The following is a 12,002-nucleotide window of genomic DNA, read 5'->3' as shown; positions in this document are numbered from 1 at the left end:
AGCGCCGCGGCGGCGGGCGAAACGCGCCGCCATGATCCGCTCGCTCACATTCGGCTGTCTGCTCGGCGCCGCGCTGGCCTCACCGGCCGCCGCAATGGTCGGCGGCGCCCCGGAGGCGACCGGCGCGCTCGGCCGCGCCCTGGTCACCATCGTCGGCTCGCGCGGCAATTTCTGTTCGGGGACGCTGATCGCGCCCGATCTGGTGCTGAGCGCCGCGCACTGCGTCGGCCCCGGCGCGGACTACAAGGTGGTGCATTACGACGCGCAGCGGCAGCCGAGCCTGCGCGATGTCGCCCGCGTCGCGGCGCATCCGGAATTCGACATGGGCGCGATCCTCGGCCACCGCGCCAGCGCCGACGTCGCGCTGCTCAAGCTCGCCGCGCCGCTGCCCGGCAAGGCGCCGCTGCCGATCGCGGCGCCGGAGGATCCGCTCGCCGCCGGCCAGGACTTCACCGTCGCCGGCATCGGCGTCACCCGGCGCGGCGACGGCAAAAGCGGCGGCACCGCGCGCAGCGCGACGCTGACCGCGAGCGGCCGCCCCGGCCGCCTGCAGATCCGCCTCATCGATCCCGCCGCCACTGGCGGCAGCGCGGGCTTAGGCGCCTGCACCGGCGATTCCGGCGGTCCGGCGCTGCAGGCGCAGAACGACCGGCTGGTGGTGGTCGGCGTGGTGTCGTGGTCGACCGGCCCCGGCAACAGCGCAGGCTGCGGCGGCCTCACCGGCGTCACCCCGCTGACGCTGTACCGCGACTGGATCGCCCGCACCGCGCAAAGCTGGGGCTCGGCGCTGGCGCGATAGCGGCTGAACGCGACCCGGCCGACCGACTTCAACGAACGCCACCTCGTGCAGACACGAGGTGAAGCGCGCTTGAAATACAACCTAGAGTTGTTAAACTCCTGAATACTCGTTTTCCTTCGTTTCATCCAGGAGAGCCGCAATGCCCATCGTCAACATTGCTCCCAACGGTTATTTCGACGTCCCGGCCAATTGCTCCGGCTGCATCATCCAGATGCTCGCGGCAGCGCCGCCGGCCGACGTCACCTGGGAGCCGGAGTTCGGCAGTCCGGACGCCAAAACCATTTCGTTCGGTCAGCAGATCACGTTCACCTTCAATTCGATCGCCGGCCGGATCCGCTCGCACAGCGCGGCGCCGCTCCAGGTCGACTACTGAGGCGGCCTCACCGGCGTCACCCCGCTGACGCTGTACCGCGACTGGATCGCCCGCACTGCGCAGAGCTGGGGCTCGGCGCTCAGCCGATAGCTCGTCATCGCGAGGCGGCGAAGCCGACGACGCGATCCAGAGGCCTGGTGCACGGCGCCTGGATTGCTTCGCTGCGCTCGCAATGACGGGGAAAACGCCGTTGGTTAATCTTTATTAACCATAATCCCCCACCCTCGCGGCATCTCACTCCGGAGTGCCGCCATGTTGCGTGTCGTGCTGTTATTGCTGATCGCGTTGCCGCTGGCCGGGCCGGCGCGGGCGGCCGATCTGCCGATGCACAGCAAGATCGGCAAGATCTTCGCCGAGCCGCAACCGAAGCCGCGCGGCGTGCGGCCATCGCTGGAGATGGAGAGCGGTTCGCCGGTGTATGCGCCGGAGGTCGACGTGCCGCCGATCGTGCACGGGTACTACGGCAAGCCGCGGTCGTATCTGTACCGCAGCTATTACGGCACCAATCCGGATCTGATCTTCGGCCGCCTGCCCTACGCCTGCGGCTGGTACGGCTACTGCTGAGCGCGCGCCGCTCTCGTGGGATGGGGCGAGCGCAGCGAAACCCATCATCCACGCAGCAGAACTAAAGCGCGCGACGCTCGGCAGCTCAGTGCCGCGGCGCGCGATGCCGCCGCTTCGGCCCCGGCCGACGCTCGGGATGCGGATACGCCACCGGCGGCGCGGCGAACGGCTGCGCCATGGTCGGCCCCGGCTGCTGCTGCAGCCGCTTGCGGGATTCCTGCAGCGCGCGCTGATAGCCCGGCGAGTCCATGATGTTGGCGGCGCCGCCGCGAGCCAGCGCGGCGCCGCTGCCGGCGACCAGGCCGGCGCCGAGCGCCGCCAGCCCCAGCGTCATCGTGATCGCCGCCGTGCGCGGCGTCCTCGTGATCGAACGGCTCATGCGTCACCTTCCCGCGTTGATCGTCCAGCAACCCGGCGTGCCCCGCGATGGTTCCGCCGCCATGCCGTCGCACCTTACACCTGCGCCACGCCGTAGCCCCACGCCGTAGGATGGGTTGAGCGTCAGCGAAACCCATCATCCACGAAGCACAGCAGTGATGGGTTTCGCTGCGCTCAACCCATCCTACACACTCATTCCTCACCTTCCCGCGTTGATAGTGCGGCAACCCAGCGTGCCCCGCGATGGTTCCGCCGCCATGCCGTCGCACCATACACCTGCGCCACGCCGTAGCCCCACGCCGTAGGATGGGTTGAGCGTCAGCGAAACCCATCATCCACCAAGCCCAGCCGCGATGGGTTTCGCTGCGCTCAACCCATCCTACAGACTCGCCCTCACAACACCCGCATCCTTGGTCCCCCGGCATGGGCGCCGCCGATCAGCGCGGTGATCGCCCACACCAGCGCGTCGAGCCGGTCCGGCGAGTGGCCGGAGGATAGCCCGGTGGGAGCGAAATCGCACATCTCGTCTTCGAGCAGCGGAAAGCAGCCGACGTGCCGCACCCGGCCCTGTTCGTACAGCGCCGCCACCGGCTCGGCGCGGACGAACTTGCCGCGGCTGGCGCGCACCTCGCGCACCGGAATCGCGGCGTCGGTCTCGTGCAGCACCGCGCGCACCATCTCGCCGCCCATGTTGACCTCGGCGATGATCGCATCGGCCTCGAGCCGGTGATACAGCCCGATCGCGCGCGCCGCCCAGGCGGCCGGCGACAGCCGGTCGCTGGAGACGTCCTCCAGCACGTAGTAATCGCCGGCCGCGCTGCGCCCCGCCGCGACAATGCCGCAGGCGTCCGCCCCCGGCCGCGACGAGCCCGGCGGATCGATCGCCACCACGATCCGCACCATTGGCGGCGCCGCGCCGACGCGGGCGCGCTCGATCCGGTCGCGCGACCACAGCGCATCGGGGCGGTCCTCGATCAGTTCGCCGTCGAGCTCCTGCCGGCCCTGCCTTGTGCCGGCGTAGCGCGCCACCACGGTTTCGAGAAACGCCGGCGACAGATGCGCGGCGTTGGCGCGGGTCGGTGCCCGCGTCACGCGGGTATGCGGATCGCCGAGCAGCCGCTTGATCAGCGGCAGCGGCCGCGGCGTCGTGGTGATCAGTTGCCGCGGCCGAGAGCCGAGCCGCAGCCCGAATTGCAGCATGTCGAAGCTGGCTTCAGCGTAGCGCCACTTCGCCAGCTCGTCGCACCACGCCGCCTCGAATTGCGGACCGCGCAAACTATCCGGATCGTCGGCGGAGAACACCTCGCCGACCGCGCCGTTCGGCCATTCCAGCCGCTTGCGGGTGGCGATCCATTCCGGGCGCTCGCGGCGCGGCGAGATCCGCAGCAGGCCGGATTCGCCTTCCACCATCACCTCGCGGGCGTCGTGCCAGCTTTCGCCGACCAGCGCGATCCGGCCATGCGGCCGCGTCGCATAAGGCGGCGTGCCGGCCACCATCGCCCGCACCCATTCGGCGCCGGCGCGGGTCTTGCCGGCGCCGCGGCCGCCGAGCATCAGCCAGGTGGTCCACGGCGCGCCGTCGTTGCCGGCGTCCGCAAACTCCTGATGCGGATGCGCGAAGACGGCGAAATCATCCTGCAGCCGGGCCAGGTTGCGCAGACTCGTCGAGCGCAGGAAGCGCTCGGTCATCCCCGCCGCGGACAAACGTCTCAATGCGGCGCGCAAGCTCCAGACGGAATCCATCGGCATCGGCGGGCATCTCGTCATCGGCGGCGCTGAGCGCGCGTTCGGGATCGCGAAGCTGGCGGACCTTGAACAGCGTCTGCGTCAGCGCCGCCAGCGTGCGGGCGATCCGCTCGGCCTCGACCGCGCGGTGGCCGCCGAGCGTGGTGTCCTCGCGCAGGTTTTCGACCTTGCGGAGCTGGGTCTCGACCGCGCGCTCCAGCCGCCGCGCCAGCGACAGCGCCGCTTCGGGCGACGCCTGGTCCGCCGGCGTTGCGGCCGCTGCCTCGGGCACAGGCGCCATCTCGGCCTCGCTCTCGGGCGCAGGCGCCGCGGCCTCCGTGTCGACCGCGGCCTTCGTGTCCACCGCGGGCGGCGGCAACCCCGGCAGCGGCGCGCCGGCGGCAATCGCGCGGGCCTGCTGCAGCGCCGCTGTCGCTTCGCGATTGATCTGCAGCAGCACCGGCATGTCGCGCGGCGGCCGATCCTTGCGGCGCGGCCACCCCTCCTGCATCGCCAGCCGCTCCAGCGTGTTGCGATGAATGTGGTAGTCCTCGGCGATGCGCTGCACCGGCTCTTCGGTCTCGACATAGCGCCGGCGCAGATCGTCGAGCGCCTGCTGCGAAAACCCGCGCGCCTGGCGGACCGGCAGCGGCGGCCGCGGCCCGACCCGGGGGCGCTCCAGCCGCGGCGTCCAGCCCTCGGCCTCCGCCACCTTGCGCAGCGTGTGCCGGCAGATCTCGAACTGCGCCGCCACCTCCGTCAGCGGCTGGTCGGTCTTTTCGTACAGCCGCTTCAGCTCCGCGACCGCCTCGGGCGTCAGCCCGCGCGGCAAATAGCGGGGCGGCGGAGGATTGTCGGTCATGAGAGAGCTCCCTTCCAGGCGGACCTCGGCCCGCACCGCCGAGCAGGCCGCCATGCATTTCGGCAATCAACGGCTCTGCCGTCATGCCCGGCCTGGTGCCGGGCATCCACGCCTTGCGGCGCCGGCCAGCGGAGTAGTGAGCGTACCAGTTGCGGCAGCCTGAAAGCGCCGCCATGCTTGCTGCCAGCCGCACCGCCACCGAGGCGACCGCAGCGGCGCGCACGAACTCGGCGCCAGCCATGACCGCTATGACCTACAAGGGCTATACCGCCACGGTCGAATACGACCCCGAGGCCGGAATCTTTCACGGCGAGGTCGCCGACACGCGGGACGTCATCACCTTTCAGGGCAAGTCTGTCGCCGAAGCGAAGCAGGCGCTCGCCGACTCGGTTGAGGACTACATGACGTTTTGCAAAGAGCGGGGCGACGAGCCCGAAAAGTAGTTTTCAGGTTAAGTCGTTGTCCGAACAGATCTGGCGCTGCACAAAGACGTCTCGAAGGCCACCGACGTTTGGAGATGCATGCTTCCTGCCCGAAATCGCTAGCGCTGCCATCATTCATGCGCAGAGCTCACCCTTTGCGGAGCCTCCTAAACCACTGAGACGCCAGCGGGGTTGAGGATGGTGGGCACGGCTTTGACTCTGCAATGAGGAAATGGTGAACGTCGCGGCCCATTGGTTTTTCTGCCAAGATTTAGGCACTACGGTCACGCCTATTCGATACCTTCCCTACCTAAAGACCAGCAAAACGCCGAAATGTTACTCATCGTCTGTCGACTCATCGGCTGCACAACGACATCTTGCCTGGGTGAAAAATCTTAAACTCATCCGCCAATTTGGATTGGAAGTGAGACGGCGAAGAGTTGAATTGGGGGTCACCCAAGAGCAATTCGCCGAACTCTCGGGCCTACATCGCACGTATATTAGTGGCATCGAACAGGGTGACCGAAATCCCACCTTAGACATCGTCTTCACGATCGCCCGCGCGCTGCGTTGTGAGCCATCCACGCTCATGCCACAGGATTGGAATGAAACTTTGTAATAAGCCGATTGTCGGCCGCTCCCGATTCGAAAAGTTTATTAATCGTCGCTGCTATTGCTTAGCCGGACACAAGGGAAAATGCGACGAATACCCTTACTTGAAGCATTTGGACACCGTCGCTCCTCGAGTGAGAGCGAAGATCCAGCGAGATTCGACAAAGACTACTGGGGCATCTTGGAAAAGCGTAGACGCAGGTCCCAATCGGATTGATCGCTGGGGCATGCTGCTTCCAGATGCAATTCTGAAGGAAGAGTTCGATATCGACCTTCCCGCGATGAAGCAGGGCGTCCAGGCCAAACTTCGGGAGAAGGCCGCGACTTACGACGACTGCATGGAAGTCGCAGGGAAACTAACTTGGGCGGCGTATCAAATGACCAACGCCCCAATTGCCCCCCCCGAGCTGGCAGAGTACTTGACCGGCCGCTTTGGAGAAATGGAATTGGGCAGCAACCGCTGCATCGTCTGTCGAGACAAGTTAGACTTTAGGTGCTTTGAAGAAGCACAGCGCGGGCGAGCTCTAATTGAAACGGCACACTCCAACCCTAGACTCCATAACGTCGAAAATGTGGGATTCGCGCACCGCGAATGCAACATCGCCCAAGGCGGCAAATCTCTGGAGCAGTTCTATGGTTGGATCAGAAGCATCGTTGCGCGGGTAGACGCGGGCGTCGACGCAAACGTCGACGCACCTGGCAGTCAGAGCTCAACCTCTCGCCCGAATTCTTGAAGATATTTGGAGTATCGAGCCCGCTCAAGCACGGCTTCACGAAACTTGGAGAGATTAGCGCCCCATTTTTTGCTAAATCTAGGATCGGGAATCCGAATTTCGTTAATCCTAACACCGAGCCCTCCCAAAGTAGATTGGATAAATACGAGGCGCCGAATCTCTTTCTGCACTGACGGTAAGGAAAGAGCAAAAAGCAGCGCAAGCGGTTCAAATTTTGCCTTGGGCGAAAGCGAGAAGATTTTCAAATGACTCTGGACAACACAACGAATTGACCATTCGTGAATGATGGCACAACGACCAATCTTGTAACGTCCATCAACCACCATCAGTATGTCTCCGGCTTTTAATTGCTGCTGAGATTCATACTGACGGAAGACCTCCTCAGATACACAATTTGTCGGATCATGAGAAATTTCAAAATTATGTATGTCTGACGTACGGACGAACGGCACATCACCTGTGCCATACGCCTCCGAACCAACTTCATTTCCCTTCCTAATTGACAAGACTCCCGACTTAATCAAATCCCCGAGCGAGACCACCGGGGCACCTAGCTTTTTGGCATCGCCCAGCACATCATCAGACGACTTAGCATCGTAGTACCTAGGCACAAGATAGTACGGATCAGAGACAACTACCTCGCTCCAAATCTCACGCTTAGCTTCGCCTGCGGCCCAATCGTTCGCAATTCGCGCAAAATCGTCTGGAACCGGGCGCCCATCTGCCCTCGTGCTCTTTCCTCGTTTGTCATGACCACAAGCATAGGCAACAGCAACCCAGCATCGGTGATCACTCTTCCGAGTTTCGCAACGCTGAAATATCAAAATGTTAGTCTTTGTATCTGTACCAGGCTGAAACGTGGTGCGCGGACAATCAATAAGCCCCAAAATACGCCCGTTACGCCGGATAAAGTCCCAGATATACCCAGCTCCCTTATTACCAAATACTCCTTCGGGAAGTACAATAGCCATGCGCCCACCGGGCTTCAGCAATCTGATGCATAACTCGATGAATAAGACTTGGGGGTCTTGGGACGCGCGTACAAGACCTGTTTCACGCCAACCAGAGCTCGTCTTGTCCCAAGCACGACCAAGCTCGTATTGCTTTAGTGTCGTCCGGTCCGAGATTCCGATCTTGGACCCAAATGGTGGGTTGGTAAGGACAAAATCGAACGATCCAAGATGTACTCCCTGCTTCTCTAACTCTGACAAGATTAGCGAGTTAGCATTTGCCACATGGATCTGACCGGCACTGTCGTGGATCGAGGACAGCGCAGAAGCTAACAAGCTAAGGTCTTTGTCTTTGTCGATGCCAACGATTCGCCCCTTAGTCTTCTGCTCTTTCCATTTATCCAAAACAGCCGCAATGAACCCTCCCGTACCGCAAGCAGGATCGATGACAGAAGCACCGGCAGGAGGCGCAAGGATATCGACAAGGGCGCGAACAACTGAGCGAGGTGTAAAGAACTGCCCCTTGTCTCCGCGCAACCGCGGCCCCATGAGAGCCTGAAACGCATCACCAAACGTGTGAGAAGGCGTCCCCACGAGGTCAATCTCTTCGAGGATTGCTAGGGCGTGACGCAGTGCTTGATCGTCAAGAGCGAAGCGATCCTCAAGAGAAACGGAACTGGGGAAACATTTTTGAAGGCCGGGCAGCAGAATCTCGTTTGCGGTGCTCGATCCGGATCGAAATTCCAACGTTTCGCGGCACAACCTCCCTTTTACATTCGCAATTGAAAGGAGGATCAATTTGGATAGGTCGGATAGAATTCGTTCGCTGCGCGAAGAGCTGCTGTTCGAATATAAATGGTAATAGAGGTCCCGAAATCGATGTTCGATGTTGTCATTTAGAAGGGAAAGTTGCTGCATAAGTCACTCCATCATGTCGATGATGAGTAACTTTACACGTCGTGTCAACAAATAATGCACCTCTTCACAGAGAGCGGAGCCTTCGAGCTTTCCTCCTCCTTCAAGCTTGACGGTCTCGAAGTTCTGGATGTAGCGGCGAAAGCTTCCTACCGCGATCGCGAGCCATTCGCCAGGGTTCGGTGCACACTCTCGACATCAGCGTACCGAACCTTGGCGGCCCAGGCGACGGAAGCACATCCTCCCATTCCGACGACAACTCGCCCCATCATTTCGGCTTGAACGTCCCATCATCCAGAAACGACAGGCACATGCCGGCGTCGCCGGCCTGCGGAAACCATTTCGAGGATGCGATCGCTTCGAGCTGCTCACGCGCCTGCACTGGCGCGACGGCGAGGGTCAGCTTTGCGGCCTGAAGCCGCACTTGCATGTTGGGGTATTCAAAGAGGCTGAGAAGCGCGCTGCGCTGATCGCCGTGGCGCGCCTTCAACTCGTCCGCAATCTCTGCCATCACGCCGTACAGTCGGTTGAATCTGGCAATTCGATTGCCGAGCAACGCCTCATCCTGGTCGACCGTGACTTTGGCGAACAGCGCTACAAGGTCGGGGGTCGCCATCCCCTGCAGTTCCGGTTTGCTCTTGGAGGCAAGACCTCGGAACACCGCGGCGCGCCCAACCTGATTGCGCGGTGTGGCTGTCGCACGTGTCCAGACCTCACGATGACCTGGTAGAAGAAGCAGTCGAGGCCGGCAACTCGATGGCGAAGCTGAGCGCGGTTTCCTGGCCACCTGAACTGAGACAACGTCCGAACCATTTCGCCACGAACGATCTCGAAACCCAGGCCGCCCGAACGTGTAGCGGTACGCTTCGCGAGCACAGAACGTCTCGGGCGGCTGGGTCCTGTGCCATTGCATCATAGATGTACGAACGCACGGCCTCCCGAAGAATGCGGGTGACGTCATCCAGGGAGGTCGCCTGAGCGGCGATATCGAGATCGAGGCAGATTGCCTGCCAGTCGGTCCCGGCCCCGTGAACCACACATTGCAGCGGGCTCTTCATCCATAGCTCCCGACAGGATTTCGGCATTCGCACAAGGCCAGCTACACGCGTCCTGGCTCTACTTTGACGTAGCAATCTTAACATAGATTCAGCTCGCCAAGCTGGTGAGAACGACCATTTTTCGCTGCCGCGATGCATTTTCGTCTAACGGCCAGGTAGGTCCGCCGACTAAGCGCGCTGAGCTTGCATCGTACCTACGTGCCTCGAGGCATGCACAGAGGCCGCACCCGGATGGCGCTTCGCTGATCCGGGCTACAGCTCCGGCCAGGCGGTCGGTGGGTTACGGCGCTGCGCGCCTAACCCACCCTACAGCCCTAACCCCATCGTCCGATGTCAGCGCAGTGCGTGGGTCGCCCTCACCCCGGCCCTCTCCCGCAGGCGGGAGAGGGAGAACTGGCGCGGCGCCTCAGCTCGCGGCGAACTTCACCAGCTTGATGGCGTCGAAATCCTGGACGCCGCCGCCGACGCGCTTGGTGGTGTAGAACAGCACGTAGGGCTTGGACGAATACGGGTCGCGCAGCACGCGCACGCCCTGGCGGTCGACGATCAGATAGCCGCGGCGGAAGTCGCCGAACGCGATCGACAGCGAATTCGCCGCGATGTCCGGCATGTCCTCGGCATCGGCGAGCGGGAAGCCGGCGAGGCTGGCGCGGCCGCCGGCGGTGACCGGCGGCTGCCACAGATAGGCGCCGGAAGAATCCTTGAACTTGCGGATCGCCGCCTGCGTCCGCCGGTTCATCACGAAGCTGGCGTTCTGGCGATAGCCCGGCCGCAGCGCGTAGATCACGTCGATCAGCACGTCGCCGGGCGCGGTGGCGGCGAACGCGCCGGCGGCGCCGGTCGAGATGGTGCCGAGCTTGCCCCAGCTCCAGGCGCTGTTGGCCGCGGTCGGCACGGCGAGGAAGCCCTTCGGCTTACTGACGCCGTCGCCGGACACGAAGGCGATGCCCTCCTGCTCGGCGAACGCCTGGTCGATCTCGCCGGCCAGCCAGTCGTCGATGTTCACTGCAGAGTCGTCGAGCAGCGTCGCGGTCGCGGCCGGCATCGCGTACAGCTCCATCGCCGGAAACGACAGCGCATCCAGCGACGGCGCATTGGTCTGCGGCCGGGCGTCGCCCTCGCCGACCCAGCCGGTCGCAGGCCCCGCGGTGACGAACGGCTTCTTGTACACGCCGCCGGAGATCTCGCGCACGGTCGACAGCGAGCGGATCGGCGAGATCGCGGCGAGCCGCGAACTGATCGACTGCTCGAGCTCGGTCGGCACCAGATAGCCGCCGTCGGGCGCCGAGCCCGCCGACAGCGCCTTGGTCTCCAGCCGGCGCAGGCTGGCGGCCTCGCCGGTGCGCACATAGGCCTCGAACGCGCTCTTGTGCTCGCGCTGATCGGCGGCCGGATGCGGCCGCTCCGCCGCAAGCTGCGGCCGCGCCGCCTTCAGGGCGAGTTCGTCGAGCCGGCGCTGCTGATGATCCAGCGCGGCGTCGATCCGCGCCAGCTTCTCCTCGGCCAGCACGTCGCCCTTGCCGGTCTCGATCGCCTTCAGCCGCGCGTCGTTCTCGGCCTTGTAGTCCTCGAACGCGCGCATCAAGGCATCGAACACCTGCTGCGCATCGTCGCCGGCAAAGCCGGCCTTGGTCTCGGGAGCGTGGTCGAACGTGGTCATCATGAGATCCCTTGTGGTGATGATGAAGGACGTCGGTCTTTAGAAAGATCGTCGCCGCGATCCGCGGCGCGCCCCCTCTCCCGCGCGCGGGAGAGGGCTGGGGTGAGGGCAGCCGCGCATCGCAGCGCTGGGTCTCACGACGACGCTTCCTCGCCCGCATCAGCGCTCCGTGCTGATCCGGCCGCGCACGGCTCAGCTGCGCCGGCTGATACTCGCCAGCGCCTGTTTGCGGCCGGCGCGGGTGGACAGCGTCGCCGCGATCCTCCCGCGCCGGATCGGCGATGCCGGTGCCTCCGCGGCATCGCCGGAACTGATCGCTGCCGCGTCGTGGACGCGGCGCCACGCCGCCTCCGCCGCGGCGCGCTGCGGCGAAGGCCGCGGCGTGTGCTTGACGGTGGCGATGCGCGCGCCGTTCAGCAGCGGAAAGGTGACGATCGAGATCTCCCAGAGATCGACCTGGTACAGCCGCCGCACCCGCGTCCTCGGATCGATCTGGCCGCGCACGGTGCGATAGCCGATCGACAGCCCGTCGATCGCACCAGCGCGAAGCAGCGCCAGCAGTTCGCGGCCGCGCGCCACGTCCGGGATCAGCCGACCGCGGGCGCGTAAGCCGCGCAGATCTTCGGCCAGCTCCAGCCAGACGCCGACCGGCTCGGCGGGATCGTGCTGGAACAGCATCGGGATTTTGCGCAGGCCGCGCTGCTTCAGCGTTTGCGTGAAGGCGCCCGGCATCACCATGTCGCGGGCCTGGTCGATCTCGCCGAACAGGCTGGCATAGCCGTCGATGCTGCCGTCCTCGGCGAGCGACAGCCGCGCCGGCAGCGGCGCAGGCGAAAGCAGCGGGGCGAGCGCAGGCGACGGGGCAAGCATAAGCGGCCTCGCAAGATACGCGTGAGTGCGGATGACGGTGGTGAGCGGTGGTCTGCGCGGCGGAGTCGCCGCGGCTGCGC

Annotated in this window: 14 protein-coding genes and 1 pseudogene; 7 read left to right on the top strand and 8 right to left on the bottom strand. The window is 64.3% G+C overall.

Going from position 1 to position 12,002, the window contains the following annotated elements; genetic code table 11:
• Positions 1–31 precede the first annotated feature (31 nt).
• The 4 genes and pseudogenes from VRZ08_RS19340 to VRZ08_RS19325 all read left to right on the top strand — a co-directional run bounded on the left by VRZ08_RS19340 (position 32) and on the right by VRZ08_RS19325 (position 1,736).
• Positions 32–799, top strand: a complete 768-nt coding sequence (locus tag VRZ08_RS19340; protein WP_414533563.1) for a S1 family peptidase — start codon at positions 32–34, stop codon at positions 797–799.
• A 139-nt stretch (positions 800–938) separates the two neighbouring features.
• Positions 939–1,172, top strand: coding sequence for a hypothetical protein (locus VRZ08_RS19335; RefSeq protein ID WP_414533562.1), 234 nt, complete (start codon positions 939–941; stop codon positions 1,170–1,172).
• Positions 1,173–1,262 (top strand): annotated as a pseudogene (locus VRZ08_RS19330) (S1 family peptidase); the annotation flags it as partial.
• 162 nt (positions 1,263–1,424) lie between these two features.
• Positions 1,425–1,736, top strand: a complete 312-nt coding sequence (locus VRZ08_RS19325; protein WP_414533561.1) for a hypothetical protein — start codon at positions 1,425–1,427, stop codon at positions 1,734–1,736.
• An 85-nt stretch (positions 1,737–1,821) separates the two neighbouring features.
• Here the strand turns inward: VRZ08_RS19325 and VRZ08_RS19320 are convergent, their stop codons facing one another.
• The 3 genes from VRZ08_RS19320 to VRZ08_RS19310 all read right to left on the bottom strand — a co-directional run bounded on the left by VRZ08_RS19320 (position 1,822) and on the right by VRZ08_RS19310 (position 4,701).
• The gene (locus tag VRZ08_RS19320; protein WP_414533560.1) at positions 1,822–2,115 is read right to left on the bottom strand and encodes a hypothetical protein; all 294 of its coding nucleotides are present in this window, start codon (positions 2,113–2,115) and stop codon (positions 1,822–1,824) included.
• Between the two features lie 392 nt (positions 2,116–2,507).
• A complete protein-coding gene (locus VRZ08_RS19315; protein ID WP_414533559.1) occupies positions 2,508–3,803 on the bottom strand; it encodes a DNA-packaging protein in 1,296 nt (431 codons plus the stop codon).
• Positions 3,745–4,701 carry a hypothetical protein gene (locus tag VRZ08_RS19310; protein WP_414533558.1) on the bottom strand — a complete coding sequence of 319 codons (957 nt, stop codon included), beginning with the start codon at positions 4,699–4,701 and terminating at the stop codon, positions 3,745–3,747. The genes VRZ08_RS19315 and VRZ08_RS19310 overlap by 59 nt, the downstream gene beginning before the upstream one ends.
• A gap of 173 nt (positions 4,702–4,874) precedes the next feature.
• On the opposite strand from VRZ08_RS19310, the gene VRZ08_RS19305 reads away from it, so the two are divergent.
• The 3 genes from VRZ08_RS19305 to VRZ08_RS19295 all read left to right on the top strand — a co-directional run bounded on the left by VRZ08_RS19305 (position 4,875) and on the right by VRZ08_RS19295 (position 6,469).
• Positions 4,875–5,144: a type II toxin-antitoxin system HicB family antitoxin gene (locus tag VRZ08_RS19305; RefSeq protein WP_414533557.1), complete on the top strand. Its 270-nt coding sequence runs from the start codon at positions 4,875–4,877 to the stop codon at positions 5,142–5,144.
• Between the two features lie 211 nt (positions 5,145–5,355).
• Positions 5,356–5,742: a helix-turn-helix domain-containing protein gene (locus VRZ08_RS19300; RefSeq protein WP_414533556.1), complete on the top strand. Its 387-nt coding sequence runs from the start codon at positions 5,356–5,358 to the stop codon at positions 5,740–5,742.
• Entirely contained in the window at positions 5,729–6,469 is a 741-nt protein-coding gene (locus tag VRZ08_RS19295; protein ID WP_414533555.1) for a hypothetical protein, read from the top strand. The genes VRZ08_RS19300 and VRZ08_RS19295 overlap by 14 nt, the downstream gene beginning before the upstream one ends.
• On the opposite strand, the gene VRZ08_RS19290 is transcribed toward VRZ08_RS19295, so the two are convergent.
• The 5 genes from VRZ08_RS19290 to VRZ08_RS19270 form a co-directional block, all read right to left on the bottom strand.
• Complete coding sequence (locus VRZ08_RS19290) at positions 6,439–8,337, bottom strand: N-6 DNA methylase (protein WP_414533554.1); 1,899 nt, start codon at positions 8,335–8,337, stop codon at positions 6,439–6,441. The two genes, VRZ08_RS19295 and VRZ08_RS19290, sit on opposite strands and share 31 nt — an antisense overlap.
• A gap of 265 nt (positions 8,338–8,602) precedes the next feature.
• The gene (locus VRZ08_RS19285; protein ID WP_414533553.1) at positions 8,603–8,950 is read right to left on the bottom strand and encodes a DUF2019 domain-containing protein; all 348 of its coding nucleotides are present in this window, start codon (positions 8,948–8,950) and stop codon (positions 8,603–8,605) included.
• 97 nt (positions 8,951–9,047) lie between these two features.
• Positions 9,048–9,392, bottom strand: coding sequence for a hypothetical protein (locus VRZ08_RS19280; RefSeq protein ID WP_414533552.1), 345 nt, complete (start codon positions 9,390–9,392; stop codon positions 9,048–9,050).
• Positions 9,393–9,798: 406 nt separating this feature from the next.
• Positions 9,799–11,055, bottom strand: a complete 1,257-nt coding sequence (locus VRZ08_RS19275; protein WP_414533551.1) for a phage major capsid protein — start codon at positions 11,053–11,055, stop codon at positions 9,799–9,801.
• A gap of 189 nt (positions 11,056–11,244) precedes the next feature.
• Positions 11,245–11,922, bottom strand: coding sequence for an HK97 family phage prohead protease (locus tag VRZ08_RS19270; protein WP_414533550.1), 678 nt, complete (start codon positions 11,920–11,922; stop codon positions 11,245–11,247).
• Positions 11,923–12,002 lie beyond the last annotated feature (80 nt).

It is taken from the genome of Rhodopseudomonas sp. G2_2311 (genome assembly GCF_047501505.1).
GTDB classification, from domain to species: Bacteria; Pseudomonadota; Alphaproteobacteria; order Rhizobiales; family Xanthobacteraceae; genus Rhodopseudomonas; species Rhodopseudomonas palustris_H.
This window is presented reverse-complemented; position numbering and strand designations above follow the sequence as displayed.